18 protein-coding genes are annotated in these 25,294 nt (G+C 64.6%); 6 read left to right on the forward strand and 12 right to left on the reverse strand.

The window, feature by feature from the left end; all coding sequences use genetic code 11:
- Window positions 1-367: 367 nt before the first annotated feature.
- The 9 genes from HRL41_RS01025 to HRL41_RS01065 all read right to left on the reverse strand — a co-directional run bounded on the left by HRL41_RS01025 (window position 368) and on the right by HRL41_RS01065 (window position 15,290).
- The gene (locus HRL41_RS01025; protein WP_172135120.1) at window positions 368-889 is read right to left on the reverse strand and encodes a hypothetical protein; all 522 of its coding nucleotides are present in this window, start codon (window positions 887-889) and stop codon (window positions 368-370) included.
- Window positions 890-904: 15 nt separating this feature from the next.
- Entirely contained in the window at window positions 905-5,707 is a 4,803-nt protein-coding gene (locus tag HRL41_RS01030; RefSeq protein ID WP_172135121.1) for an MBG domain-containing protein, read from the reverse strand.
- A 367-nt stretch (window positions 5,708-6,074) separates the two neighbouring features.
- Window positions 6,075-7,052, reverse strand: coding sequence for a BsuBI/PstI family type II restriction endonuclease (locus HRL41_RS01035; RefSeq protein ID WP_216662445.1), 978 nt, complete (start codon window positions 7,050-7,052; stop codon window positions 6,075-6,077).
- A complete protein-coding gene (locus tag HRL41_RS01040) occupies window positions 7,034-8,440 on the reverse strand; it encodes an Eco57I restriction-modification methylase domain-containing protein (protein WP_172135122.1) in 1,407 nt (468 codons plus the stop codon). The genes HRL41_RS01035 and HRL41_RS01040 overlap by 19 nt, the downstream gene beginning before the upstream one ends.
- Window positions 8,441-8,549: 109 nt before the next feature.
- Window positions 8,550-9,254, reverse strand: a complete 705-nt coding sequence (locus tag HRL41_RS01045) for an ECF transporter S component (protein ID WP_172135123.1) — start codon at window positions 9,252-9,254, stop codon at window positions 8,550-8,552.
- Window positions 9,251-10,915 (reverse strand): ABC transporter ATP-binding protein, encoded by a 1,665-nt coding sequence (locus tag HRL41_RS01050; RefSeq protein ID WP_172135124.1) that lies wholly within the window; start codon window positions 10,913-10,915, stop codon window positions 9,251-9,253. The genes HRL41_RS01045 and HRL41_RS01050 overlap by 4 nt, the downstream gene beginning before the upstream one ends.
- Complete coding sequence (locus tag HRL41_RS01055; RefSeq protein WP_253904626.1) at window positions 10,903-11,901, reverse strand: energy-coupling factor transporter transmembrane component T; 999 nt, start codon at window positions 11,899-11,901, stop codon at window positions 10,903-10,905. Before HRL41_RS01055 ends, HRL41_RS01050 begins: the two co-directional genes overlap by 13 nt.
- Window positions 11,902-11,906: 5 nt before the next feature.
- The gene (locus HRL41_RS01060) at window positions 11,907-12,980 is read right to left on the reverse strand and encodes a DUF4430 domain-containing protein (protein WP_172135125.1); all 1,074 of its coding nucleotides are present in this window, start codon (window positions 12,978-12,980) and stop codon (window positions 11,907-11,909) included.
- A gap of 9 nt (window positions 12,981-12,989) precedes the next feature.
- Window positions 12,990-15,290, reverse strand: coding sequence for a hypothetical protein (locus tag HRL41_RS01065; RefSeq protein ID WP_172135126.1), 2,301 nt, complete (start codon window positions 15,288-15,290; stop codon window positions 12,990-12,992).
- Between the two features lie 843 nt (window positions 15,291-16,133).
- Here HRL41_RS01065 and HRL41_RS01070 point away from each other — a divergent pair.
- The 4 genes from HRL41_RS01070 to HRL41_RS01085 all read left to right on the forward strand — a co-directional run bounded on the left by HRL41_RS01070 (window position 16,134) and on the right by HRL41_RS01085 (window position 18,809).
- Entirely contained in the window at window positions 16,134-16,511 is a 378-nt protein-coding gene (locus tag HRL41_RS01070) for a cysteine-rich small domain-containing protein (protein ID WP_172135127.1), read from the forward strand.
- A 285-nt stretch (window positions 16,512-16,796) separates the two neighbouring features.
- Complete coding sequence (locus HRL41_RS01075) at window positions 16,797-18,065, forward strand: putative ABC transporter permease (protein WP_172135128.1); 1,269 nt, start codon at window positions 16,797-16,799, stop codon at window positions 18,063-18,065.
- A gap of 88 nt (window positions 18,066-18,153) precedes the next feature.
- Complete coding sequence (locus tag HRL41_RS01080) at window positions 18,154-18,384, forward strand: antitoxin (protein ID WP_172135129.1); 231 nt, start codon at window positions 18,154-18,156, stop codon at window positions 18,382-18,384.
- Window positions 18,385-18,401: 17 nt separating this feature from the next.
- Window positions 18,402-18,809 carry a type II toxin-antitoxin system VapC family toxin gene (locus HRL41_RS01085; RefSeq protein WP_172135130.1) on the forward strand — a complete coding sequence of 136 codons (408 nt, stop codon included), beginning with the start codon at window positions 18,402-18,404 and terminating at the stop codon, window positions 18,807-18,809.
- Here HRL41_RS01085 and HRL41_RS01090 read toward each other — a convergent pair.
- The 3 genes from HRL41_RS01090 to HRL41_RS01100 all read right to left on the reverse strand — a co-directional run bounded on the left by HRL41_RS01090 (window position 18,799) and on the right by HRL41_RS01100 (window position 22,556).
- On the reverse strand, window positions 18,799-19,341 hold the full coding sequence (locus HRL41_RS01090) for a CarD family transcriptional regulator (protein WP_172135131.1): 543 nt from the start codon (window positions 19,339-19,341) through the stop codon (window positions 18,799-18,801). The two genes, HRL41_RS01085 and HRL41_RS01090, sit on opposite strands and share 11 nt — an antisense overlap.
- A gap of 340 nt (window positions 19,342-19,681) precedes the next feature.
- Window positions 19,682-20,854, reverse strand: coding sequence for a DUF4013 domain-containing protein (locus tag HRL41_RS01095; protein ID WP_172135132.1), 1,173 nt, complete (start codon window positions 20,852-20,854; stop codon window positions 19,682-19,684).
- Between the two features lie 73 nt (window positions 20,855-20,927).
- Complete coding sequence (locus tag HRL41_RS01100; protein ID WP_172135133.1) at window positions 20,928-22,556, reverse strand: lipopolysaccharide biosynthesis protein; 1,629 nt, start codon at window positions 22,554-22,556, stop codon at window positions 20,928-20,930.
- Between the two features lie 218 nt (window positions 22,557-22,774).
- On the opposite strand from HRL41_RS01100, the gene HRL41_RS01105 reads away from it, so the two are divergent.
- Window positions 22,775-23,830, forward strand: a complete 1,056-nt coding sequence (locus HRL41_RS01105; RefSeq protein ID WP_172135134.1) for a hypothetical protein — start codon at window positions 22,775-22,777, stop codon at window positions 23,828-23,830.
- A gap of 315 nt (window positions 23,831-24,145) precedes the next feature.
- Window positions 24,146-25,240, forward strand: a complete 1,095-nt coding sequence (locus HRL41_RS01110; RefSeq protein ID WP_172135135.1) for a PhnD/SsuA/transferrin family substrate-binding protein — start codon at window positions 24,146-24,148, stop codon at window positions 25,238-25,240.
- Window positions 25,241-25,294 lie beyond the last annotated feature (54 nt).

A 25,294-nucleotide genomic window follows, 5' to 3' on the forward strand; every position in this document is an offset into this window, starting at 1 on the left:
CGCTCCACCTGCTCGCGGCGCATCGACCTTCTTTCCTGCGGCGTCATCGTCACTTCCTTCCATCAGGTTGCAACGATTGTGGCATCTATCGGCTAGAAGCTGAAGACGCAGGAATTTAGACGCTTACGATACGAGGCGACCTCGAGGACCTCGAAATCAGAGTGTTTCTGGACAACACGCTCAAGACCACCAAATCCCGAAGAAAGACGAAACGCCTCATGAATGGGCGCATCTTGATGCAAGCTGATACCGTTAAGGACAAGCTTCTTCCTCAACGCACGACGACCCTCCTGGTGGAGGGTCGTCGATTAATTGGTTGGCTTGCTCGCTGGCCGTTAACTGGCAGCTTGCGCTGTCCCCCGCGCCTCTAGGCTGCTTGGGGGATGGTGGCGAGGATGCGGGAGAGCTCCTCGGGGGTGTCGAAGGAGCGCGCCTTGTCGGAGCCGACCACCACTACCTCGCCCGTCCACTTGGAGGGACGAGGGTCGGAGCGCTCGGCGGGCTCGAACTCGTCGGTGCGGATGAAGTAGCGCACCTTGAGGTCCTCGGGCTTCGGGAAGTCCTCGCGGGTGAAGTCGTACTCGAGCTCCTCGAGCACAGCGGCCACGGAGTCCTGCACGGGCGCCGCCGGATCGAGCGGCGTCACGCCGCGCTCGCTGTTGAAGGTGGCGGCGTCACCCACGTACACGGTGCGCACGCGGCGCCGACGCGTCTTCTCAAGGCGCGCGATCACCACGATCGCAGCCGCGACAACAACCCACCAGATGATGGACAGCACCAGGTCGAGCGGGTTGTCCACGCGGTTGAAGCCGAGGAAGTACCACAGCCACAGCAGGAAGGCCGAGATCACCACCAGAACGGCGAAGATGATGACGTTGCTCTTCTTCATGTCTCCAGTCCTTTCCTACTTGCTCAGGCCGCTCATGGCAACTGCCGTCGCGCCAGCGGGCGCGGCCGCCTCAGGCGACCAGCTCACGCCCCGACGGGCGGGCGACCCCGAGGGGGAGTCGCCGCCAGTGAGGTCGTCCTCGTACTCCTTCAGGCGGCGCGAGAACAGCGCGCGGCGGGTGGCGACGCACGCGGCGTAAACCAGCGTTACCACGATGCCAAGGATAATGTAGAAGTGCACCCAGCAGCCCACATGGCGCTCAGCCAGCGGGGTGGCATCGTCGCCGATGTCGGCAAGCGGCGTCTGGCCGTCGCCGATGACAGCCTCGGCCGCGCCCTCAAGCGCGTCCACCAGAGGCGTGATCACGGGGGCCAGCGGGCCAGCGGGCACCGTGCCCGGAACCGGCGCCGGCGTCACAGGCGTCGGAGCGGGAGTCGGACCACCAGGGGTGACAGGACCCGGGGTGGGCGTCGGCGCAGGCGTGGGAACCGGATCAACCGGGATAGGATCAGTCTGCGCGGTGTCCGTAATGTCCTCCGTGCCCGGAGTACCCGGATTATCCGGATTGCTCGGGTCGCCAGGCTCGCCCGGACCACCCGGCTCACCAGGACCACCAGGCTTACCCGGGTTGTCAGCCACGGCCGTCACGCTGTTGTACAGGTTGGTGGCGCCCAGGTCAGCCGCCTGCACGACGTACGCGTACTGAAGCGTAGCCGAAGCGTTCGGCGCAAGGCTGCCGATGGAAGCAACACCGCCGTTGACGAGCATCGCCTGACCAGCCGCGTTCTGCATCTGGTCGTCAAGCACGATGTTCTCGAGCGTCACGTTGCCGTTGTTGGTGACCGTCACGTCGAACGTGATGACCTCGCCCGGCGCATAGCTCGCGCCATTTGCCGGCGTGCTGGTCACGGTCTTGGCCACGAACATGCTCGGCTGCGGCGTGACCACCGGATCCTCCGTTTCGTCCGGAGTCACCTCAGGCTCGCCGCCCTCGGGGGCAGCGCCCGTGGCGGTCGCGCTGTTCACAACCTCGCCAGCAAGGACGTCATCCTCGGTAACCACATACTGAGCCGCAACGACGACCTCAGAACCAGGAGCCAGGCTGGCGATCGTGGCAGTCTGCCCGTTGACCTCATACCCATCACCGGCGACAATCTCGACGCCCTCGAGCTCGTCGGTCATGACGACGTCCGTGAGCGTGACGTTGCCGTTGTTGGCGACTGTGATGCGGTACTCGATGGCCTCGTCCAGGGCATAGGCCGCCCCGTTGGCAGGCGTACTCACGGTAGTCTTGCTCACCGCGATGCTCGGCTGCGGCTCATCCAGATCAACCTCATCGGTGTTCTCGAACGTCTTGTCGCTGTCCGAGAAGCTTGCAGTAATAGTATTAACGAACGTACCAGCCAGAATGTCAGCCTCGGTGATCGTGTAAGTCGCCTTCGTGCTCACCGTCACACCAGGCGCCACGTTCTCAAACTCGCTCTGCTCCAAGGTGACGCCTTCGATCTCAGAAAGCGTGATCTTCTTAAGCTCGTCGTAGATGTTGGTCGCATTGACGGTGAATTCAACCGTATCGCCAAGCCCGTACGCGCCAGCTGCATGTGTCTTGGTCACAACCTTGTTCGGATCGACAGGATCACCCGAGTCACCACCCGAACCACCATCCGTCACGGTCAGCGTGCCGATAACCGCGCTGACGGTGTAGTTGGCCGCCTTGGCAGTGTAGTCGTTGCCGTCGCCGGCCCACGTGATCTCAAAGGTGTTCGGGGCGTTGCCGACAAGGGTCTGGGTGCCAGTGGTGTCGAAGGACGCCGTCTCGCCGTTGACGAAGCCGGAGATCTCGCCGTCAGCCGTCAGCTCGGTGCCGTCGTAGGTCTTGCTGGCGTCGGGCGTGGTCACCGTCAGGGTCGCGGGGGTAATGACGACAGAAACGTCTTCGATTCTATGAACTTCTCGCCCATCACGCGATATAGCAACATCCACCTTTTGATTTACGACATCCGTAAACTCATTTTCGATCGTCTCGGAGCCAACATAGAATTCAACTGTTTCGCTATCCAAAACACCCACAACGGATATAACCCTCGTCGTACCGTCGTATTCCTCATTTACTGGCAAAGCTTGAATAGCGTGATAATCACGCGCGAAGTGGGCGTAGTAGGTGGCGGCCACGTTGAGGCCGCCGGCCTTGGCGGGGACGAAGGTCTGGCTAGTGGAGACCTCGTTGCCATCGGCGTCGGTCCAGTTCACGAAGTGGTAGCCGGCGTTGGCGGCCGCGGTGGAGCCGGACGCGGTGCCGGTGGCGGGCCTCAGCGTCTCGGAGCCCGGGTTGACCGAGCCCATGTCCTTGGAGTCGTCGCCGACCTGGTAATTGATGGTGACGTTGTCGTCCTCCGCGAAGTGGGCGTAGTAGGTGGCGGCCACGTTGAGGCCGCCGGCCTTGGCGGGGACGAAGGTCTGGCTAGTGGAGACCTCGTTGCCATCGGCGTCGGTCCAGTTCACGAAGTGGTAGCCGGCGTTGGCGGCCGCGGTGGAGCCGGACGCGGTGCCGGTGGCGGGCCTCAGCGTCTCGGAGCCCGGGTTGACCGAGCCCATGTCCTTGGAGTCGTCGCCGACCTGGTAATTGATGGTGACGTCGGCAATATCGCAATTAGCCGACACAGGGCTCATTATGTTCGCGGTCGTTCTTACATCACTAGTGCTCGTATTTAAATTATAGCTATATGCTGTTAACGCATCAGCGGTCAGAACGACTGCGCCCTTCTTACAATCCTCGGCTGTCACAGTATATTTCACTGTGCCAATATAGTATCCATTCTCGTCCTTCGTTAGCCCTGATATGCTAGCTTCTTTGCCGTTAATTTTCACATTGCTTAACGTGGGGATTCCTGGATTCAATTGTATGCCGTCGTGCTCTGTTTCAGGCTTAATCTTAACCGTAAACGTCACGTCATTGTCAGCGGAGACATTTTCTTTGTTGCATTTTGCCTCAACTTCCAGTTTGGGCTGATATCCCGTAACCGTCACGGAAGCATTAACATTTTCTTGGTCAGTGCGCGAATAGCCAAAAAGCGCCACATATCCCTTTGCTTTGGCACGCGCCACAGCTTCACTAAGTCCAGGATAACCATTGACCGTTCCATAGCCACCGTCAATCGGATAGAGATACGCATTCCCATAGCCTTTTATTTGCAGCACAGTGAGAAGATGATTATTCGCGGGTTTAACGAATATCAAAATATAGCCCGGATGGATACGGCCAAGAGCGTCTTGATAGGCAAAGTCCTCTATATTCACCGTACCGCTGAACGGTTCGAATCGATTATAACTGGCGTCTTGTTCGTCTCTGAAAAAGAGGTACTCAGCTGTGGCATTCTCGATTTTCGTCTCAAGGTTCAGTTCCGAGTCCCAACCATTCGATGCATATTTTGCGATTGAAGAGTTTGCTGCATAGATCGTGAAGTGGTCTACATCAAAGCTTTGCACGTTGGCATCGGCTTGGCGAGCACTAATTATTTCTACCTTGGATGCGTCATCGGAGACACGGCAGACGTTCACTTCCCCACCTTCAAGATTGGCATCAAAGAAGCAGACGTTCACGGCGCCTTCTGGCTGAATGGCGTTGCCGTCCTTGTCGAGCAGCGTCACGTCGATGGCCACGACGTCCTGGAGCTCCTTGCCCTGCGCCTCAACCTTGGCGCTCACGGCGTCGATCACGTCCTGGCGCTCAACGCGGCTCGCCTGCACAGTGGTGCCCTCGGGGAGGATGCCCTCGCCGGCGGTCACCTTGACGATCACGTCGTCCACATAGGCCCAGTCCTCGAAGACGGGGCTGCTCACGTCAGCATGGACGGTGACGACCTCTTCGTCAGACGCGGCTGTGTCGGCAGTTGCTTCCGCATCAGCGGGTTCAGCTGCTTCGGATTCTTCGCTCTCAGGGGTTTCGGTGCCAGAAGCTTCAGGTGCAGGCTGTTCGGATTTGGAGGTTTCGTCAGACTCAGCAGCTTCATCGGCCACAGCAGCTTCGTTAGCTTCTACAGCCTCATCAGTTGTGGGCTTGACGGTATCTGCAGCCTCGTCAGCGGCGGCACTTTTGTCAGTCGCAGCGGCTTTGCTAACCTCTGTGCCTTCTTCGGTTACAGCGGGCTGGTTGGCCGGATCAGGCTCAGTCGCAGCAGGCTTGGTGGTATCGGGCTCAGTTGCTTCGGCAGTCGCTTCCGCATCGGCGGATTCGGTCGCTTCGGCCTCTTCGGTCGTGAGCTCAGTTGCGTCGGTACCGTCAGCCTGAGCCTTCGTGGAATATTCGGAGTCGCCAAGGGGCTTAGGCGCGAGAGCGGACTCAGCCGGCTCGACAGCCTTGTCGGCTTCGGTCTTCACGGTGATTTCGAGCTTGTTGCTGACGTACTCGGCAGCGATGGTGTACGTGCCGTCCTGGGTGGTGACGGGCACGTTCGCAGCTGCGGAGTTCTTCGCCGTGACGCCGACGACCTTATAGCCCTTCTCGGCGATCGCCTTGAACACAAGGTCGGCGGAATCAGACACCTTGAGCGTGACGGTGTCGGGGCCAGTCAGCTTCTGACCGCGCACTTCGACATAAGCGTTCGGCAAGTTGAAGGTGACCTTCGCTTCACCGATTCTCACGCCGTCGCCATCCACGGCGGACTGTCCCATCTGGGGCACGTCCTTAGCGCCGCCGTTCGTACCAGCCTCGGCGAACGCAAACACGTTCGTCATGCTGAGGACGAGCACAACCGACAGGAACACCGAGAGGACTTTGCCTTCGAAGGTTCCCTTTGCGTCTATGAGTCTCTCTAACATCTCTACCACCCAGCTTCGTCTTCGCGGCCTGCCGCCTGACGTGCGGGTTGCGACCGCGCGCCTTGCGGCTTCCATTACGCGCCTGCGCTCGTGACCAGGGGGACTCAAGCTGCTAGCCCCTGCATGATCTTCACGAACTCTGAGCATGCGCGTATACGGGTGTTTTCACCCACACAACAGATTATTACAGGGGGGTGACAAAATCAAATCGTTCGATACGAGATTTTAGGAGTTAGCACAAAGAGTTGAGGTGCGCGGGACGAGAGGCACAACGGAAGAGTTTTGCGTATGGGCGCAGAAGTTTTCAATAGCTTGATACGATAGCGCAACGAACGCCTTTAACGGCGTCCGCAAAGTGTCGTGGCTCCTAGAGCTCTTCTACGCCAAAATCATAGGGACCCATAAAGCGTTCCCCATCCAGGTGAATGACATGGTCTGGATCGGAGGCACACCATGCCTCAGTCTCCCAAGCTAAATCAGTCAGATACTGGCGCATCACCGAGCGATCGGGGAAGCACGGCACGAATACGATCTTGCTTTTCTGCGGCGCAAACAGCTCTATCAGCTCGCGCTTGCGGATAACGTCTATCGGTCCGTGCGTCGAGCAAGCCTCCATAAGGAAGAGCCACTGCCTGTCCTCCATCCAAACAACGAGATCAGGGGCTTTCCCATGCTCAGGTATCTCTATGCCCGCAGAAGCCATCAAAGCCTCTTGGTCAACCTTATGCGTATGATCGGTGTCGTCTATGTAGAGCACCTGACCGCCTGGGGCATATCTCGGGCAGAACTCCTCCACCATGTCCTTGATAAGCGCGTTCTGCCCACCAGCAGACAGCATCACCCCCGTGCCGTCCGGCAGCTCAACGGGCACCTTGTTCATGGCGCGAATCTTGGCTTGCTGCTGCCGCCATGTCTCAACACCGTCCAAGAACTCTCTCAAGCGCTCCTCGTAGACCTCGGTCCCCACCGCATGGAGAACTGGCAGCAAATTGGGATTCAGGCGGTAGTTCCATTTCGGAGAGTTAATCGGCCTGTCAGGCTGGTCGGCATTCTGCTCGATTAGCGCCCCCGCGCTGAACTGATGCAGCGTGAACCGCCTGATTGCTTCGCGCGTGTTGGCAGCGTAATCTTGCCCCAGATGATCGCGCATCCAATCCATGAGCATGCGTGTCGTGTACATGTCGTTCGTCGCATCAGACCAGCTGCTGTTCGCGTCCAAATGGGCCAATGCGAGAAGCGTCATCGAGCTTCGCTCGTTGAGGCGTTCCTTGTCCATTTCCAAATCGGCAAGAACGTCCCTCGCTTGCTCTATGAGCTCGTTCAGCCTCAAATGAACGTCTTGCATATCTCGTCGATCTCCCCCTGCTCCATGCCGATTCGCCATCTTGGGCCGATCCTCTCCAGGTCATTCAACTGCGGGCACGGCATAGCCTTTATGTCCCTGGCGTTTACCTGCGTTGACCCGCTTACGCCTCTGAACCACCTGTCCAGATAAGTGGAGTTGAGCCATAGGGAAATGCCTTGCGCAAGCTCCACCGATCGCAGAGGCACAACACCTCTGGGCGTTCCCGCGTGGATGAAGTTCAGGTGATTCTCTATCGCAGCTTCCGTGCAAAGTACCAGCGGACGCGCAACGACGCGCCGCTTCTCCTCCTTCGCCGAAAATCGCTTGACCACTACATACGGACCTGGCTTTATCAGCTGCTTGAGCGCTTTGACATTTCCGGCCTCCGCCTTGTACCACTGAGGCTTTCCCATGCGCAGCGGATGCTCGAGCACGCCTTTCGGAAAATTGCCCGCATAGATCATCGGATAGACGTCATTGCCCTCGGGCTTCTCCTCGAATATTCGCTCCCTGTTCCTAAAGTCAACGACCTTGCCGGTGGAGGGACAGAGCCCGAGCGAGCATACCGTCTCCTCAAGCTTGCTTCCGTCTTGCGGCGTAATGCGCACCACGAGGCCGAAGGGGTCTATCAGATCTTGTGAGGAATAGCGCGTCCGCGTAACCCCATCGCTCTTGCCCATGGACTGAGACACCTCTATCTCCTCGACCTGCTTGCGCTTGGAGAATTTCACGAGCATCGTCTCTTGAAGCACCTTCGTGTCCGAAAACACCTCAGTCCTTGAGCCGTATACGTGAATGGCATCCAGCGAGTAGGAGCTGAGTGCATATCTCCTGAACGGCTCGAAGTAGCCCCCGTTGGTCCACGAACGCGGAACTATCGCTACGAGCTCGCCGTTATCGGCAAGCCTCGAAAGCCCCACCGCAATAAATGCCGCATAGAGGTTCGCCGATTTGCACGGCAGCGCGTCTTGGCGCGGATCGTTCGCCGCCATCTTCTTGTAGGGAGGATTGAGGATAACCCTATCGTAGGCCGCATCTGGCGTAGCGATCAGGGCATCTCCCTGCGTCAGCTCATGAGGCACGCCCACCGACGCCATTTCAGCCTCAAATATTGTCGCGAGAACAGGGTCTGCCTCCACGGCATCCAGCTGCTCTATGCGCCCATCATATCGGTCATAGAGGGCTATGGAGAGCATTCCGGTACCGGCACCCAGGTCAAGACAGCGAATAAAAGCCTGGTCAGAGCCGAGCTCTGAGAACATCGAAACGGCGAGCTTCGCCGTCTCGGCGGGAGTCAAGTGCTGCGCAAGGGCATTGCGCTTCTCATCGGAAGTGGCCTGGATGACGTGCGTGCGCGTCTGCGCAGCCTGTTGCAAAACGCTAGCCATTCAGCCTCCTTTTCTGCGCCGAGATCATGCCGAGATGCAGTTTACTTATTTTACAACGGATGGGCTCTGCTCGGCAGGGACCTCTATGGCGCTCCGCGGAAACTCTGTCCTACTTCAGGGCGTACTTCGTTTTCACGCGGTCGAGCTTCTTCTTCCAGGGTGCGTAGATCACCAGCAGAAACGCCACCGTGGACACCGCGTGCACCAGGTCGAACGGCAGCGCGGCGCCGTAGGTGAGCAGCGCCGCCTCCCACGTGAGGGGGTGCACGAACCCCACGAGCGTCCACGTGTTCAGCAGCGCGCCATACAGAAGCGCCGAGAGGAACCCGTACCCGCAGACGGCGGCGCGGCGCGGCTCGCCTTCGCGCGTCTCGAACGCCCCGTGTTCGGCCAGAACGCCCGCGAGGTACCCCACGAGCCCCCACGCGTACATCTGCCAGGGCGTCCACGCGCCCTGGCCGAAGAAGAAGTTAGAGGTGAGCGCCGCGAGCGCGCCCGCCATGAAGCCGCAGCGCCGCCCGAACACCGCGCCCGCCAGGATGCAGATGGCGCTCACGGGCTTCACGTCGGGGACGGGAGCGAACAGGATGCGCCCCGCCGCCGCCAGCGCGCCGAGCACCGCCGCGGGCATGACCTGGCGCAGCGCAGGGCTTGACGCCTCCCAGCCCGCGAAGAACACGGCCAGCGCGCCCACCGCCACCGCGAAGGTGAGCAGCGCCGTCTGGTCGAGCTGGAAGAAGGCGGCGAGCGCCAGCGCCACGGGAACGCAGGCGAGCACGACCGGCTCGAGCGCGACGAGCACGCGCGCCCTCATGCGCGGGGGCCTTTCGCGGCAGCCCCGGACGGGGTCGCCTTGGGCGCGGCGGCCTCGGACGGGGTCGCCTTGGGCGCGGCGGAGTCAGACGCGGCAGCATCCGCCCGGGCCGCCCGGTTCGCATCTTCCGCGTCCCAGAGCTGCGTGAACTGGTCGGGCTGCGGGCGGTAGAACAGGTTTTCGCGGCAGAACGCGCGCGTGGGCTGGCTGCACGCCACCTCGCCGTCGAAGAGCATCGTCATGTCGTCGGCCACGCGCGAGGCGAACGCCAGGTCGTGCGTCACCAGCACCACCTGGCATCCCTCGGCGCGCAGCTCGAGCAGCACGCGCGCCACCTCGCGCTTCGAGGGCGCGTCGAGGCCCTTGGTGGGCTCGTCGAGCAGCAGCAGGCGCGGGCGCGTGAGCATGAGCTTCGCCAGCGCGATCTTCTGCTGCTGCCCGCCGCTCACGTCGAAGGGGTGCCGGTCCGCGAGCTCCCCAATCCCCATGCGCGCCATGACCGCGTCGACCTCCGCACGGCCATAGCCCACGCCGTGCGCCCATTCGCCCAGCTCATCGCGCACTGTGTCGCACACCAGCAGCGCCTGGAGGTCTTGCGGGAGCAACGCCTGCTCGCGGCGCAGGGCGTTGCGCACGCGCCCGCGCTCAGGCGAAAGCACGCCCGCGAGCACGCGCAGCACCGTGGACTTCCCGCAGCCGTTGCCGCCCACGACGGCATGGATGCCCGGGCGCGAGAGGTCGAGGTCCATGTTGCGCAGGACCCACGCGGCGTCGCGCGCATAGCGGAAAAACGCGCCCTCGAGCGCGAGCGGGGCGGCGGGGGCGGGTTCGAAGCCGAACGTGCGGCGGAGCGGGGGCGCGAAAGAGGGGCGCAGGGCGCGGGACGTGCGAGGAGGGCGCGGGGCGCCGGAGCCGCGCTCTGGCACAAGCGCTTCCGCACCCTCCGCCTCCGCGCCCCAAACGAGCGCCTCATCTTCCCGAATCCGCAGGTCATCAAGGGTGCAGGGCAGCACGCGCCCGCCCTCCACGCGCGCGGCGCACGTGGCGTAGTCGACCATCGCCCCGGGGCTGTGCGTGGCCACCACCACCGTGATGCCCAGCTCGCGGTTCACGCGGAAGAGCGCGTGCAGGAAGCTGCGCTGCGCCACGGGGTCGAGCTGCGCGGTGGGCTCGTCGAGCAGCAGCAGGCGCGGGCGCAGCGCGAGCACCGCCGCCAGGTTCAGCAGCTGCTTCTGCCCGCCCGACAGCGTGGACACCTCCCGCCGAAACCACGGCTCCATGCCGAAGAAGTGCGCCACCTCGGCCACGCGGCGGCGCATCGTGTCCTGGTCGAGCCCTTCGTTCTCCAGCCCGAACGCCAGCTCGTGCCACACCGTGTCGCACACGATCTGGTTGTCGGGGCTTTGGAACACGTACCCCACGTGCGGCGCGCGCCCGCCCGCGGCCACCTCCTCGCCGAATGCGCGCACCGCGCCCGCGCGTGCGCCCGCCGGCGCTATCTCGGGCTTCGCGCAGCGCAGAAGCGTGGTCTTGCCCGAACCCGTGTTGCCCACGAGCAGGGCAAACGCGCCCTGGGGCACCGCCCAGTCCGCGTCCTTGAGCGCGGGGGCGGCGGCGCCCGCGTACGTGAAGCCGAAGCGTTCGTAAGTCAGCGCATCCATCGCAGGCGGTCTCCTAGGACGACGAGGCACGGCAGGAAGAAGTACAGCGCGTAGGGCACATATCCCCACCACAGCGTGAGCGTGCTCAGGGAGGGGTAGAAGCGGTACTGCGACGTGGCCGCCCACGCGCAGGCGGCGCACGCCGCGCCGAGGCCGAGGACCACGGCGAGCGCGAGGGCGTCGGCGCGCGCGAAGCGCTGCCGGCGGTAGGTGGTGCGGGTGCGCCCGCTCGCCCAGCCGCGGCTGCGCATGGCGTCGGCCGTCTCGAGGGAGTTCTCCATCCCCCATCCCACGAGGGCGGAGGCGACGCGCGCGCCCTCGCGCAGCCGCGCGGCTTTGCCGAATGAGATTGTTTGGCGCGCCGCCGTGCATGCCCCCTGGACGGCGCTGATCTCGCGGCCCTGCCGCACGAAGCGCGGGATGAGGCGCATGCACATCGACGTCATGAGCGCCACCGTGGGCAGGCGGTTGCCCAGCACGCCCGTCACCTTGTCGGACGTGAGCACGCACGCCGCGTTGGCGAACTCGACCATGACGGCCATGAGCAGCGCGCCCATGCAGAGGCCGTACGCGAAGCTCTCGAAGTACACGGCGCGCACGCCGATGCGGAAGAGCTCCGTGGAGCCCATCGGGGAGAAGAGCGGGTTGGCGAGCGCGACGAGCACCAGCATCGGAACTTGCCACAGCGCGGCGCGCGCCACCTGGCAGCCGCCGCGCAGGCACACGCCCAGGCAGACTGCCGACGCGAGCGCGAGAGCCACGAGCACCGGCTGGAAGGCGGCCATGGTGAGTACGAGCGCGATGGCGGCATAGGCCACCGCCACCACAGGGTGCAGCGCGTCGAAGGCGCTCGCGGCAAAGGAGCGGGGGCCTTCGTCGGGAAGATCCCCCTGCCCTTCGCGACAGGCGCCTTGCGCATCTTGGGTGCCGCCGAAGTCGCCGGAATCGCTGGCGCCTGCGCGGCTATGGGTTTCGCCGTGGGCCATCTCGGCTAGACGACGTAGTACCAGCGGACGGAATCGCCTGATGAGAGCACATATCCGCCCGCGGGGACCATCGGCGTGGAGCCGTTGACTGAGTACATCCAGCCGCTTCCCGCGCTGACCTGCTTCTCGGCGAGTCCGTTGACAGCCGTCACGTAGGAGCTTGAGCCGCTCACGGACACGCCCGACGCGCACAGGGCGTCGTATGCCGTCGCGCCCTCGCGCAGGCTCACCGACGTGGAGGCCATGCAGCTGGGGTAGCCCGCGCTCGCGGCCTTGGAGCTGTCGACGTAGACCGACACCGTGATGGTGGCGGGAGCGGGTGCGGGAGTTGGGGCAGGAGTCGGCTTGGGAGCGGGCTCTGGCTTGGATTCGGGAGCGGGTGCAGCAGGCGTAGCGGCGGGAGCGGAAGCGTTCGGGCTGCCGGAGCTACCTGACGCACCCGGGCTGCCGGGGCCGCCCGAGCCGCTAGAGCCACCTGACGTGCTGGAGCCACCTGACGCCGCAGCGGCGCTCGCGGCAGCGTTTACGGCAGCGTCGCTGCTAGAAGCAGCATCGGCCGAGCCGGCGCCGCCGTCGGCAGAGCCCTCGGAGGAAGCACCTGCGGAGGATTCGCCGTCAGCCGCAGCCTCGGAAGAATCGCCCGACTCCGCCGCGCTGCCTTCGCCACCTTCACCGCCTTCGCCAGCGCCCTCAGCCGTGTCGGCCTGCTGGCTTTGCGATGACCCCTGCGCTGCGGGCCCGCTTTCGACAACCGAGCTCGGAGAGCCGAACGCGAACACGCACGCCACAACGACCAGTGCCAACGCCGCGCAAAGCGCCCCGATGACAACGGGCCGCCTGCTTCGCGTAGAAGCGGGCGCAGCCGCGGCGGTTGCAAGCTCATCGGCCTCTGCCCCCGTAGCGCGCGCAGGAACCACCCGCGCATCAGCGCCCGCCGCAGCGTCAGCTGCAATCACCTCAGCCTCGCGCGCATGGACATCAGCATCTTCCGCTCCCGCTATGACACCACCGTCGGCGCACGGCGCCCCCGACTCGCTCTCGAGGGCGCCGTTCTCTTTCTCCCGGTTAAGGTCAGCCATGCTCTTCGCCTAGCGAGGCACGACGTCTCGCGCCGCGTGCGACGCCCTGCGGCGGGCAGTCACCGCGCAGGCAATCGCGCCGAGCAGGACGGCTGCGGCCACGCCAGCCGAAGTTCCCGCGTCATCCCCCGTCGGAGCCAAAGCGTTCCCCGAGGAAGCCTCGGTGGCCTGGGCGGCGGAAGGCGCCTGGGCGGCCGGATCAGCAGCGGGACCAGCAGCCGACTCCTGAGCGGCCGGATCGGTAGCGGGATTGGCAGCCGACTCCTGGGGCGTCTGGCCGGCAGCGGGATCAGCGGCAGGATCCTGCGGATTCGGCGCGCTCGGAAGCGCCGCCTCGCCCTTGGCAGCCTGGGTGTACACGTTGTAGGCAGCCCCCGTGTTCTTCAGCCCCTGGTAGGCCACGAGCGCCATGAAGCCCTGCTGGTCAGCGAGCTCCTGCGAGTACCCCTGGGGGATCACGAAGCCCGTAAGGTCCTCGTTGGCGCTCGCCAACAGGGCCTTGAGGGGCGTGTTGCCCGTCGCGGTGGCCCACGCTTCGCCAGCGGGGTCAACGCCCGCCGCGCAGAGCGCGATGGCGGCGACGGCCGTCGAGTTCACGTTCCCGAACCCGCCGTCATCCTGCTGCAGGGAGCGCATGGCGCCCAAGGCGCGCGACAGCATGTCGCTTGCAAGGGGATTGCCCTGGTAAGCGGCAAGCGCGGGAACGACCATGGCCGTCGTGTCAACGCCCCAGCTTGAAGCGAAGCCGCCGCCCGCCTCCTGCGACGCGGCCAGCTCGTCGAGCAGGGCCTGCGCGGAGTTGACGGCGGAAGCGGGCACCTCGTACGGGCCCGCCGCGTACGCCATCAGCGTGAAGGCGGCGCTCGTCGGGTACGAGTCAACGGCGGAAGCCGCGTCGGCCAACTTCGCCACCAGGTCGATCGTGCCCTTGGCCGCGGGAACCTTCGTGGCGTCAACGCCCAGCGCCGTCAGCGCGAGGATGCTGCGCTGCAGGTTGTACCCGTCAGGCTTGTCGTAGCTCGCCTGCGCCTCGGCGATGACCGCATCCTTGTTGGCGGTCGAAGCCTGGCCTGCAGCAGCGATCGACAGCGCGTTCCAGTCGCTCACGTTAGACTCGCTCGGGCCGCCGGCGCCGGCGCATCCTGCCGCGAGGTTGGCGAACATCGTGCGGTGGACGCCCTCCAGGTCAGCGTCGAGGGCGCTCGCGTCAACCTTAGCCGTCGAGGGGCTCGGCGTCACAGCCTCTTCGCCCTGGGCCGTCCCCTGGCTGGATTCGGCCTTCGCCGAGAGCGCGCCCCAGTCGGAGGGGGCGGTGTTGGCGAAGGAGTCCACGTAGGCGAACTGGAAGCACGCGCCGGCGGTCAGGGCGTCGCCCTCCTGGCAGGCGGATCCGTCCGCGTACTTCCCGTCCTTGTAGTTCGCCCAGCTGGCCGACCAGTCGGCCTGGTTGGCCGCGACGGTGCCGTCGGCGAGCGTGACGGAGTCGATGTAGGGCCCGTGCCCGCCGTCCTTGAACGCGAAGCCCTTGATGTCGCCCGCGTCCTTCGCAGCCTGGAACAGGTCGCCCAGGGTGGCGCCCTCCTCGAAGCCGTAGGTCTTGTTGACGACGACGTTCGCCTTGCCGTCGAACGTGCTCACGCCCTTGACTACCGTGAGCGTCGCGGTGCCCTTGACCTTATTGCCTGCAACGCTGCCAGCCTTGGTGACAACCTGCTTGCTTTCGTCCGCCTTCGCCGAGAGCGCGCCCCAGTCGGAGGGGGCGGTGTTGGCGAAGGAGTCCACATAGGCGAACTGGAAGCACGCGCCGGCGGTCAGGGCGTCGCCCTCCTGGCAGGCGGAGCCGTCCGCGTACTTCCCGTCCTTGTAGTTCGCCCAGCTGGCCGACCAGTCGGCCTGGTTGGCCGCGACGGTGCCGTCGGCGAGCGTAACGGAGTCGATGTAGGGCCCGTACCCGCCGTCCTTGAACGCGAAGCCCTTGATGTCGCCCGCGTCCTTCGCGGCCTGGAACAGGTCGCCCAGGGTGGCGCCCTCCTCGAAGCCGTAGGTCTTGTTGACGACGACGTTCGCCTTGCCGTCGAACGTGCTCACGCCCTTGACTATCGTGAGCGTCGCGGTGCCCGCCGTTTGCTCGGCTGCTGCGGGGGTTGCGGGGGCCGCGGACGTCACGGGAGCCGCAGACGGTTCCGCTGCCCATGCCGGGACGGCGGGCATGAGGCCCGCGCACAGCACGAGCGCCATGAGCGCCGCCAGCAACCTTGTCGTGAGTTTTGCGCCAGACCCCGCGGGGGGCGCGAGTTTCGTTCCAACCATGTGTCGGAATCTCCTTCCAGGGCTCGATTCGATGGATGGGCATTCCGACTTCGCCTCACTTGGGCAGATCCACATGCCTGCGATCTCACGTCGAGTCGCCGCCCTCGCGCCCGCGCACCCCTGCAAACAGGGATAACGCGCCACGCGCGGCAACGCTCTTGCGAGCCTTCTGCCCATCGGCGTTTACGGTTACTGGTATAGCGAGGGATTCGCACCCTCATTCCCCCAAGCTCACCCGACCTCGAGCAAGCTCGCGCCCCGCCGGCGCAACCATCAGTGCCAATACGCAGGCCATTGTAGCACCCCCGACCGCCAGGCGCGTGGGAGGATGGAGACGTCGAACCGGAACTCGCTAAAGAAGCACGTCGCAGACAACCCCCACGCGAAACCATCTCGAGCCGATCATCAAGAATGCTCGCCAGCGTAAACGCCATAACGTCGTAATCGCAGTGGATCGCCGACGACCCGACGACGTTGCCGACAACGGTGTTTTTCCATCCACCCCTCAAGTGATTCTGGATGAAACAAGGCCGTTATCGGCGATTTCCCGAGAAAAGTGGCTGCGAAAGCGCCGTTGTCGGTGGTTTTCGAGGCTCGAAGCACCGACAACGGGCGCTTTCCATCCAGCTTTTCAGAATGGTGGATGGAAAAAGGGCGTTGTCGGTTGCTCGAGTCCCTGCTCAAGTCCTATGGGCTCGAAAAGGCCGTGTCGCTGCTCGCAGGCAGCGAGGATGTTGAGCCCGAGCGCAGGCGGACCGCTGACACAATAACCGACGATATCGCCCGAGTTGATTGCTGTGATACATTGATCTTGACGCCAGCCCATCAACCTGAGGAGCGCCCATGCAACCCGATTCCGAACCTCTTCGCGACCCCGCGCTTCCTGACTCCGAGCCCTTTCGCGACCTTGCGCAACCCAACTCCAAGCCCCTTCGCGATCCCGCGCTTCCCTTCTTCGCCAACCGGGACTGCCCGTACTTCCCCTGCCACGAGGGCGTCGACCCTGACGACTTCAACTGCCTGTTCTGCTTCTGCCCGCTTTACGCGCTCGGCTCGTCATGCGGCGGGCGCTTCGCCTACGTCGGCGACGGCGTGAAGGACTGCTCCGGCTGCTCGCTCCCCCATGAGGGCTCCAACGGCAACGCCCTCGTGAGCGCCCGCTTCGCCGAGCTCGCAGAGCTCGCCAAACCCTCACGAGGCGATCTGCCCAGCGTTAAATGAGCGCGTTCATCATGATCGCGCTCATTTAACGGAGGCCCTCCGTTCGTCGGCAGGAAAGCGAAGCTCGCGCGCCCGTAGCCCCGCGCGCCCTGCAGCCCCCGCCCGCGCCTTGTAGCCTCGCGCGCCCTGCAGCCCCCGCCCGCGCCCGTAGCCCCGCACGTGCCCTCTCCCCCGTTAACGCAAAGTTGACGGAATAGGGTGCCCTTCGCGCTGACGGGCGCGGCGATGTATGGTAGTGTAGATTCGCTTTACCCTTGCATTTCAAACCACACCTTGGAGAGAGCCATGCCCCAGCCCGACGATCGCAAGACCGCCACAGCCCCTGACGAGAAGCAGGTCAACCTGCTCGACCTCGACGAGCCCGCATCTGCGCCCGCGCCGGGCGGCCGCGCGCCCAAGGCCCCTTCCGAGAAGACGCCGCTGGGCCTGAAGATCTTCGGCGTGCTCAACATCGTCGGCGGCCTGCTCCTCATCCCCGAGATCGTGCTCATGCTGCTCGTGGTGGGCACCGTGTTCAGCGAGGGCGGCTTCAGCGAGGACTCCATGATCACGCAGGTGCTCTACGTGGTGCTGGTGGTCTGCGTGGCCGTCACCGTGGTCGCGTTCGTGATCCTGGGCCTCCGCCTGGTGCTCAACAAGCGCCGCGGCGCGCGGCAGACCGCCGAGTTCATCATCGTGCTGTTGATCACCGACTTCCTGTGCAACCTCATGCTGTTCGGGATCAGCGTCGACCTGCTGGCGTTCGTGGTGGCGGGCGTGGTGCTCGTCGCCATGCTCACCTACATCGACCCCACGCTCTCCGAGGAGCGCGAGCTGCAGCGCAAGCTGCGCGACATGGAGACGCGCGAGGATGCCGAAGAGGGCACCCTCGGCCTCGATGAGACGGGCCGCGGGTTCATCGCGCTCGACTTCTTCAACCTGTTCTGGATCTTCGTGATCGCCTGCGTGCTGGGCGACCTCATCGAGACCGTCTACCACATCGTCATCGTGGACCCCGGCCACTACCAGGTGCGCGCCGGCATGCTGTGGGGGCCGTTCTCGCCCATCTACGGCTTCGGCGCCGTGCTCATGACGATAGCGCTCAACCGCTTCCACAAGGCGAACATCCTCGTGGTCTTCCTGGTCAGCGCCGTGATCGGCGGCGCGTTCGAGTACGCCGTCAGCTGGTTTCTGCAGTTCGCCTTCGGCGTCACCGCATGGGACTACACCGGCACGTTCCTGAGCATCGGCGGGCGCACCAACTTCATGTTCATGTGCATGTGGGGCGTGCTCGGCGTGATGTGGATCAAGCTGCTCCTGCCCGTCATGCTGCGCGTCGTGAACCTCATCCCCTGGCAGTGGCGCTACTCGCTGACCGCCGTGTGCGCCGCGCTCATGATCTTCAACGGCGCCATGACGCTCATCTCGCTCGACTGCTGGTACAGCCGCCTGGCCGGCCTGCCGAACGACAACGCGCTCATGGAGTTCTGCGCCGAGCACTTCGACAACGACTGGATGGCCGAGCGCTTCCAGAGCATGTCCATCGACCCGAGCAACTCCACCCGCGCGAACTAGCGCCCGCGAAGGGGCTTTGCCCCCCTTGCCCTCTTCGCATCCGCAGCGTATACTTGCTTTTATACTTGCCTCGGGGAAAGGACGCGCCATGGCGCAGCTTTCGCTCTACCTTGACGAGCCGACCTTGTCCGTGCTCAAGTCAAACGCAAGCAGGGAAAAGCTCTCCTTGTCGAAGATGGCCCAGAAGTCGATCCGCTCCTATTCGCCGCATCAGTGGCCAGCGGGGTTCTGGAACCTGTACGGCGCCGTCGACGACGAGACGTTTTGCGAGCCGGAAGAGCTCGCCTGGGGGCTTGACGCGCCACGCGCGCAGCTCTGACGGCGGGAGGGCTTGCCATGTATATGCTTGACACCAACATCTGCGTCGACTTTCTGAGGGGCCGACTCCCTTACGCCCTGAAGATGCTTCGCGAAAGCGATCCGCAGCTGTTCAAGATCCCCGCGATGGTGGAGGCAGAGCTGCGCCTCGGCGCATACAAGAGCGCCCAGCCCATGAAGAACCGGCGGGCCGTCGAGCAGTTCCTCGCAGCGTTCGACGTCGTTCCGTTCTGCTCGCTCTGCGCAGGCGCCTATGCCCGCGTCCGCGCCGACCTTGAGAGGAAGGGGCTGGTCATCGACCCGAACGACCTCGTCATCGCCGCAACGGCGCTCGCCCATGACGCCGTCCTGGTGACGAACAACTGCCGAGAGTTCATGCGCGTAGAGGGCCTGCAAATAGAAGCCTGGGAGGAAGTCAGCTTCTGAGCTTCTTCTCGAGCGCGGCGAGGCGCTTCTTCACGAAGGCGTCCACCTCTTCGCGGTCCATCTTGAGCGCCACGGCCAGCTCGTCGTAGAGCAGGCTCTCGGCGAGGTCGTGGAACTTCTTGTCGACCGCGGTGGTGCGCTTGCCGGCGTCCTCGCGCTCGCGCGTGCGCTCGTAGGCCGACTTGATGACGGGGATGAGGTCGCGCGCGTCGTTCGACTTCAGGCGGCGCTCGTACTCCTCCTTCACCTGGCGCTCGACCAGGGAGAGCGTGGTGCCGTGCGCGTGCAGGATGGACTCGTCGATGGTCCCCGCGTCGAGGATGGAGTCGATGAGCTCGTAGGCCGCGTCCTCCTCCATCGGCGCGCGCATAACCGGCGGCACCGCATCGCCGATTGCCACGTACAGCTTGAGCGACTTCTCGAACAGCGTATGCAGCTCGAAGTAATCACGCCCCTCGAAGTACGCCTCGCGCACGCGAGCGATGATGCAGACATGGTGTCGATAGACGACGGTATCGCCAACAGCGAACATGCAAGCCCCCTCAGATGAGATCCACAAAAACCCGCACGCATGGAGCGAAAGCGGGGCTTGACCCCATTGTACCTGATCAAAGCCAAGAAAGCCGCCCACCGTTTCGGCGGGCGGCTTTCGGAGGCACTCTACGACGCGCGAAGGGAATCAGGAGGCCGCACGGCTTGACGCAGATGGCTGACACCGATCCGCAGGCGGCTGCCGCCGATCCGCGGCTCGCGACAGCCGACAGCTCGCCAGAGCTGGCGGGCGGAGCCGTCCGTTCGCCGCAGCCGACGGCGGCTACCGGGGCGTCTCGCAGCCGACGGCGGCTGCCGGGGCATCTCGCAGCCGACGGCGGCTACCGGGGCATCTCGTAGCCGGCGGCGCGGTACGCCTCGGTCGTCCACTCATGCGCATAGCGGCCGACCCAGTGGCCCACGGCGCGGAGCACCACCACGTGGGCGATCATGCTGATGCCGACGCTCACGAGGACCAGCGCCACGAACAGGAGCACGCCCACGATGCCGAGCGCGCCGAACAGCGCCAGAGCGCCGTTCGCCACATCCGCCGACACCGCGAGAGAGGCGGGCAGGGCAACGCCGAGCGCCAGGAACACCGAGCCGATGGAGACCAGCACCGCGACGGCGACGCCAGCCACGAGCGAGGGCCCGATGACCGCGACCGCAAGCCCCGTCCAGTTGCGCTTGAGCACGTTCCACGCCTCGCCGATCCTGAATCCCTCGCCGAGCTGCTGCATGATGGCCATGCGCGTGGCGCACAGGCTCGTGAACATCGCCGCGCCGATCGCTATCGCGAGGGAAGCCAGCCACCCGAGCAGCGGCACGAGGGCCACGATGCCCGCAACGAGGCCGCTCACCAGGTTGAACACAAACATGATGACGAAGCAGTAGAAGCCGATCTCGAAGTTCTTGCCGTTCACCACGCTCTTCGGCATGGCGGTCCTGCCGCCGAAGGGCACCTCGCGCGACCAGTTGAGCGCGTAGCCCTCCACCGTGAAGTTGAGGATGGGCACGCAGCCCACGAGGCCCAGGAACATCATGCGCTTGAACCAGCCGTCCGTCGCGCGGATGTCAGCCATCGCCGCCGACACGCAGCCCACGGGGTACACCGGCTGCGCCTGGGGCTGGGGCTGAGGTTGGGGCTGGGGCGCGGGGGCCGCGTAGGGCTGGGAGGGAGCGCCGTAGGGGTTGGCGCCCGGAGCAGCGTAGGGCTGCTGAGCCTGAGGAGCGCCCGAGGGGTCTGCGGCAGGCTGGGCGCCCGCGGCAGAAGGCTGGGGCTGGGGCGCCTGCCCCGCACCTGCAGCATAGGGATTTTCGGCAGGCTGGGCCGCCGGCGTCCCGGCGCCCGCGGCAGGCTGGGCGCCCGCCTGCGCCACGTCCTCCGGCGGGACGTTCCCCACCGTCACCACCACCGGATCATGCGGGCTGCCCTCACCCGCCAGCGACTGTCCGCAAAGCGGGCAGAACGCCGCATTCTCGGGGACTTCCCCGCCACAAGCTGTGCATTTCATAAGACCGCTCCTTCTGCCCGAAGGCGTAACGTCAAACATTCCCCTTATTCTACACGCCCGCATGCATGCGCAACTAGCGCGAGCGCCTATTCGTTACACGGCGATTCATGACTTCCTCGCGGCGCAGGCGCTCCGCCCGCACCTCGCTCGGCCGCGGCGACCTGCGCGTGCGCCCCGCGCCCGAGCCCGAGCCCGCACCCGCGTTCGCAGCCCCTTCCGCGCCCAAGCCCGCAGCCGCGTCCGAGCCCACACCCGCGCCCGAGCCCGCACCCGCGCCCGCATCCGCAGCCGAGTGCAGCGGGCCGGCCGGCTCGTTCACCACGCGGCGGCCCTGCGCGAGGTCGCGCCGGATGCGGAAGTACTCCCACACCAGAAGCACGAGCAGGATGGACATCACGATCAGGTAGCTCAGGACGGCGCCCGGCAGCCCCGTGAACGACACGAGCAGCAAGGGGATGAGCAGCGAGAAGCCGAACGTCACCACGTAGAGCGTGGTGACGTCGCGCTGGCGGCGCATGACCGTGATGACCTGGTACAGAAAGTCGATGGCCGCCGTCACGCCGCCCGCCACGATCATCACGTAGAGCAGGTTGCGCATCGGCTCGAAGTCGATGCCGTACAGGAAGCTCAGCAGCGGCACGCCCACCCACGCCATGACGACGAGGAACCCCGCCGTCAGCGCCACGACGAACAGCAGGATGCCGACCGAGATCATGTCGAACTGGCGGTGCTTCGAGTTGTCCTGCCACACGCCCGCCATGCGCACGAGCAGCGGCTTGTACACCAGCTGCGCCGTGATGAGGATGCTCTGCGCGGGGAAGTACAGCGCGTTGTAGAACAGCTGGTTGTCGTAGGAGAGCGCGCCCTCCATGACGAACTTCGGCATGGAGTCGATGAGGTTGAACAGAAACAGCCCGACGAACAGGGGCGCCGTGTTCTTGAACAGCACGAATATGCTCGACGCGCTCGCACGGCGCGATCGCGGCGTCTCGAGCAACGTGAGCGGGTAGGTGATGATGACGAACGACACCGCGGCCGCGACGGCCATGGCGATGCTGGCCACCGCGGCGTCGCGCGTGATCAGAAGCGCGACGGCGAAGGCGAGCAGCGCCAGGATCGAGCGGAACGCCTGCGAGATGCCCGCCAGGTAGAGCTTGTCAACCTGCTGGAGGCGCCCCTCGTACACGTCGGCGAGGCCGTCGACCATCTTATAGGCGAAGATGCCCATGCAGATGTTGAACATCTCGGCGCCGTAGCCGCGGAGGTTGCAGTACGCGATGCCCACCGCCACCATGATCGCGCAGGTGATCCAGCGGTTGATCTGGTAGTCGTTGAACGAGTGCGCCTCGTCGATGTCGGAGATCTGGTAGGTGCGCACGCCGAAGTTCGCCAGGAACATGAGCAGCAGGCCCACGGCGAACGCCATGGACACCATGCCGGCCTGCTCGGCGCCCACCAGCTGGGTGGCGATCATGGTGACCGCCGGGAACACCACGCCCCATGCGGTGGCGCCCACGGTGTTCCACACGAAGTCGCGCGTGGTGCGGTGGGCCGCGTACTCCTCGTCCTGGCCCGAGAGGCCGCCTTCCTTCACCGCGCCCATGACGCGGTCGAACCAGCGGTTCGCCACGCGCGCGATGGGTCCCTGGCGGCGCTCCCCCTTCGACAGCTTCTCCAATATATGCGGCTTCTGCGGCGACATGCGGCGGGGTTTTGTCCTCCTTGGGGGATGCGTGTTTCAGCTGAAAGTATAGTTGCCCGCGCGTCAGCCGCCGCCTTCAACACAGACGGCCCACAAAACCACCGCGCGAAAAGGCTTTGCAACGAGGCCCCGTTGAGGCTAGTATTCTCAGTGAGCGCAAAAGCGCGCCCTTGATCTGCGGCAGGACTGCGCGCCCCGCAGACCCGAAAGGACCCAGCATGAGCGGATTCGTTCCCAGCACCGGCAAGCCCCAGCAGCCCTCGAAGGGCGTGCGCATCGCCAAGCGCGCGGCCATCGCGGTGCTCGTCGTCGCGTGCATGGCCGCTCTGGCCTGGGTGGCCGTCAACGTGGCCTTCAAGGCCGTCGACTCGTCGCTGCAGAAGAAGCAGGTCACCTCGCTGTCCGAGCGCACGGCCCTCACCAACCTCTCGGCCTCGCTCACCACCGCGCCCGACCTGACCGGCTTCGCCTACGTCGACACGGCGAACCTGATCGGGCCGCGCATCGAGAACATCGTCGTAGGCGAGGTCGTGGAGGGCAAGCCCGGGACCGACGAAGAGGCCACCCGCACCGTGTCCGCCTCGGCCAACTACCGCAACAGCAGCATCGAGGTGGTGGTTCCCGTCACGCAGCCCTACGCCTTCGACAACGACGAGAGCACCTGGGTCGCCGGGGAGGTCACGCTCGGGCAGCCCGTCGTGTCGCCCCTGCGCGCGCCGAGCACCGCCGCCATCGAAGCCGCGCTGCCCGAGCTTCTGCGCGCGCACGACGCCTCGCTGGCCGACCGGTTCGCCGAATGCAGCGTCTACGTGAGCTCGAACATGGACGAGAAGGGCGGCACCGCCACGGCAACGCTGAGCAAGACCGAGAAGAACAAGCTCGTCACCTGCGACGTCAACCTGAGCGCCACCTGGTCGGCCTCGACAGGCTGGCAGCTGGCCGTCACGTCGGCCGGCAAGGTCACGACGAGCGAGGCAAACGCGAGCAACGACCCCGGCACCGCCACCATGTCGCTGGAGTGCACGTCGGGAGAGCTGGTGGAGCTCACGGGGACCATCGAGTCGATCGACGGCGTCATCGTGCTGCGCACCGACGAGACCATCTACGTGAGCATCGACGGCAAGGGCGTGACCACGAACCGCTTCTGCCTCACCTCGGCCTCCGATGACCGCGAGGTGAGCATCGACGCGCGCGTGACCCTGCAGGGCACCATCTCCGCCGGCGGCTCGATCAGCCAGGCCCCCGTGACGATAGCCGTGACCGACATCAAGTAAAAGTCCGGGGCACGTCCCATTACCTCGGACTCCCTGTCGTCCTGAACGGCGCACCCTCCCCTTATGTCATCCCGAGCGGAGCACCCGAAGGGCGCGCAGTCGAAGGATCTGCCCCCCAAGCACGGCGCGCCAACCTACCGATCTACCGACCTAGCGCCCCTGTCCCCAACACCCCATCTGACGCCTCCTTTCCTCCCTCACCAAGGGATTGTTATGATCATTTAGTAGTATCTGTCTAATATTAAGTATTGAAATTATATAAATTAATCTTATACTTGATTCTGTCTTTTCATCCCATGGAACAGGAGAAGGAACATGGAACTCAATCTTGATCGCCGCCAGTTCATCGTGGGCGGCAGCGTCATCGCAGCTGGTGCTGTCATGGCGGGCATGACGGGCTGCTCCTCAAGCAACGGCGGCAGCAGCTCGGCAGCGAGCAGCGCCGCCACCGAAGAAGTAGCCGCACCCGAGAAGCTCGTCTTCGCCTGGGAGCCAGGTGCCTCCGAAGGCAAGTACGAGAACATGCGCGACCTCATGGCTGAGTCCATCAGCGAGGGTGCGGGCGTGCCATGCGAAACCATGACCACCACCGACTACAATGTGTGCATCGAGTCCGTGAACTCCGGCAAGGCGCACTACGCGTCACTCGGCGCCAAGGAGTACGTGGAGCTGCACAAGAAGAACCCGAAGGTCGAGGTGGCCTGGGTGCTCTCCGACGGCGAAGGCGAGCTGAACCCCGTGTCCTACCACTCCCAGGTGCTCGTGCTCGAGGACAACTCCGAACAGTACAAGCAAGCCGACGGCTCCTACAAGCTCACGAAGGAGCAGCTCGAGGGCCAGAACTACTCGTGGGTCGAGCTGTCCTCCACCTCCGGCTTCGTCATCCCGTCCATCTCCATGGCCAAGGAGTTTGGCATCGAGAACCCCGACGACCTGGGCGAGTCCGGCAAGTTCTTCGACACGGTGTACTTCGGGGGCAGTCACGCCAACGCCATGCTCAACGTGCTCATCGGCGACGCCGGCTTCTGCTCGGTCGACGACACCGGCCTGGCTGCGTACTATAACGTCATCGAGGGCGAGAACGGCGAGCTCGGCGCCTTGTACGAGGTCAAGGCAGGCCTCGAGGCCCCATTCGACGAGTATGAGGGCACCAAGCTGCGCGTCGTGACCACCTATCCCGTGCCGGCCGTCCCGTTCGTCGTGAACACCGAGTTCGTCCCGGCCGACATGAACGAGGCCGTCATCGAGTACATGGGCTCCGAGGCCGTCTACAACAACCCCGAGCTGTTCAAGGACCCCTCCGACAAGGATACCGTCACCAAGTACAAGCAGACCACCGGCAAGGTTCGCTTCATCCCGGCACCTGACAGCTACTACGATGACTTCCGCAAGATGATCGGCGAGGAATAAGCCTTCCCTCCCTTTCCCCTGCCCCCGAACGACCGACCGCTGACCAAAGGAGAA

Origin of the sequence: Adlercreutzia sp. ZJ473, assembly GCF_013185065.1 — a bacterium.
Lineage (GTDB): Bacteria > Actinomycetota > Coriobacteriia > Coriobacteriales > Eggerthellaceae > CAAEEV01.

Excerpts from the sequence above, each read along its gene's own strand:
- HRL41_RS01025 (WP_172135120.1), bottom strand. The coding sequence starts at position 889 with ATGAAGAAGAGCAACGTCATCATCTTCGCCGTTCTGGTGGTGATCTCG.
- HRL41_RS01030 (WP_172135121.1), bottom strand. The coding sequence starts at position 5,707 with ATGTTAGAGAGACTCATAGACGCAAAGGGAACCTTCGAAGGCAAAGTC.
- HRL41_RS01035 (WP_216662445.1), bottom strand. The coding sequence starts at position 7,052 with ATGCAAGACGTTCATTTGAGGCTGAACGAGCTCATAGAGCAAGCGAGG.
- HRL41_RS01040 (WP_172135122.1), bottom strand. The coding sequence starts at position 8,440 with ATGGCTAGCGTTTTGCAACAGGCTGCGCAGACGCGCACGCACGTCATC.
- HRL41_RS01045 (WP_172135123.1), bottom strand. The coding sequence starts at position 9,254 with ATGAGGGCGCGCGTGCTCGTCGCGCTCGAGCCGGTCGTGCTCGCCTGC.
- HRL41_RS01050 (WP_172135124.1), bottom strand. The coding sequence starts at position 10,915 with ATGGATGCGCTGACTTACGAACGCTTCGGCTTCACGTACGCGGGCGCC.
- HRL41_RS01055 (WP_253904626.1), bottom strand. The coding sequence starts at position 11,901 with ATGGCCCACGGCGAAACCCATAGCCGCGCAGGCGCCAGCGATTCCGGC.
- HRL41_RS01060 (WP_172135125.1), bottom strand. The coding sequence starts at position 12,980 with ATGGCTGACCTTAACCGGGAGAAAGAGAACGGCGCCCTCGAGAGCGAG.
- HRL41_RS01065 (WP_172135126.1), bottom strand. The coding sequence starts at position 15,290 with ATGGTTGGAACGAAACTCGCGCCCCCCGCGGGGTCTGGCGCAAAACTC.
- HRL41_RS01070 (WP_172135127.1), top strand. The coding sequence starts at position 16,134 with ATGCAACCCGATTCCGAACCTCTTCGCGACCCCGCGCTTCCTGACTCC.
- HRL41_RS01075 (WP_172135128.1), top strand. The coding sequence starts at position 16,797 with ATGCCCCAGCCCGACGATCGCAAGACCGCCACAGCCCCTGACGAGAAG.
- HRL41_RS01080 (WP_172135129.1), top strand. The coding sequence starts at position 18,154 with ATGGCGCAGCTTTCGCTCTACCTTGACGAGCCGACCTTGTCCGTGCTC.
- HRL41_RS01085 (WP_172135130.1), top strand. The coding sequence starts at position 18,402 with ATGTATATGCTTGACACCAACATCTGCGTCGACTTTCTGAGGGGCCGA.
- HRL41_RS01090 (WP_172135131.1), bottom strand. The coding sequence starts at position 19,341 with ATGTTCGCTGTTGGCGATACCGTCGTCTATCGACACCATGTCTGCATC.
- HRL41_RS01095 (WP_172135132.1), bottom strand. The coding sequence starts at position 20,854 with ATGAAATGCACAGCTTGTGGCGGGGAAGTCCCCGAGAATGCGGCGTTC.
- HRL41_RS01100 (WP_172135133.1), bottom strand. The coding sequence starts at position 22,556 with ATGTCGCCGCAGAAGCCGCATATATTGGAGAAGCTGTCGAAGGGGGAG.
- HRL41_RS01105 (WP_172135134.1), top strand. The coding sequence starts at position 22,775 with ATGAGCGGATTCGTTCCCAGCACCGGCAAGCCCCAGCAGCCCTCGAAG.
- HRL41_RS01110 (WP_172135135.1), top strand. The coding sequence starts at position 24,146 with ATGGAACTCAATCTTGATCGCCGCCAGTTCATCGTGGGCGGCAGCGTC.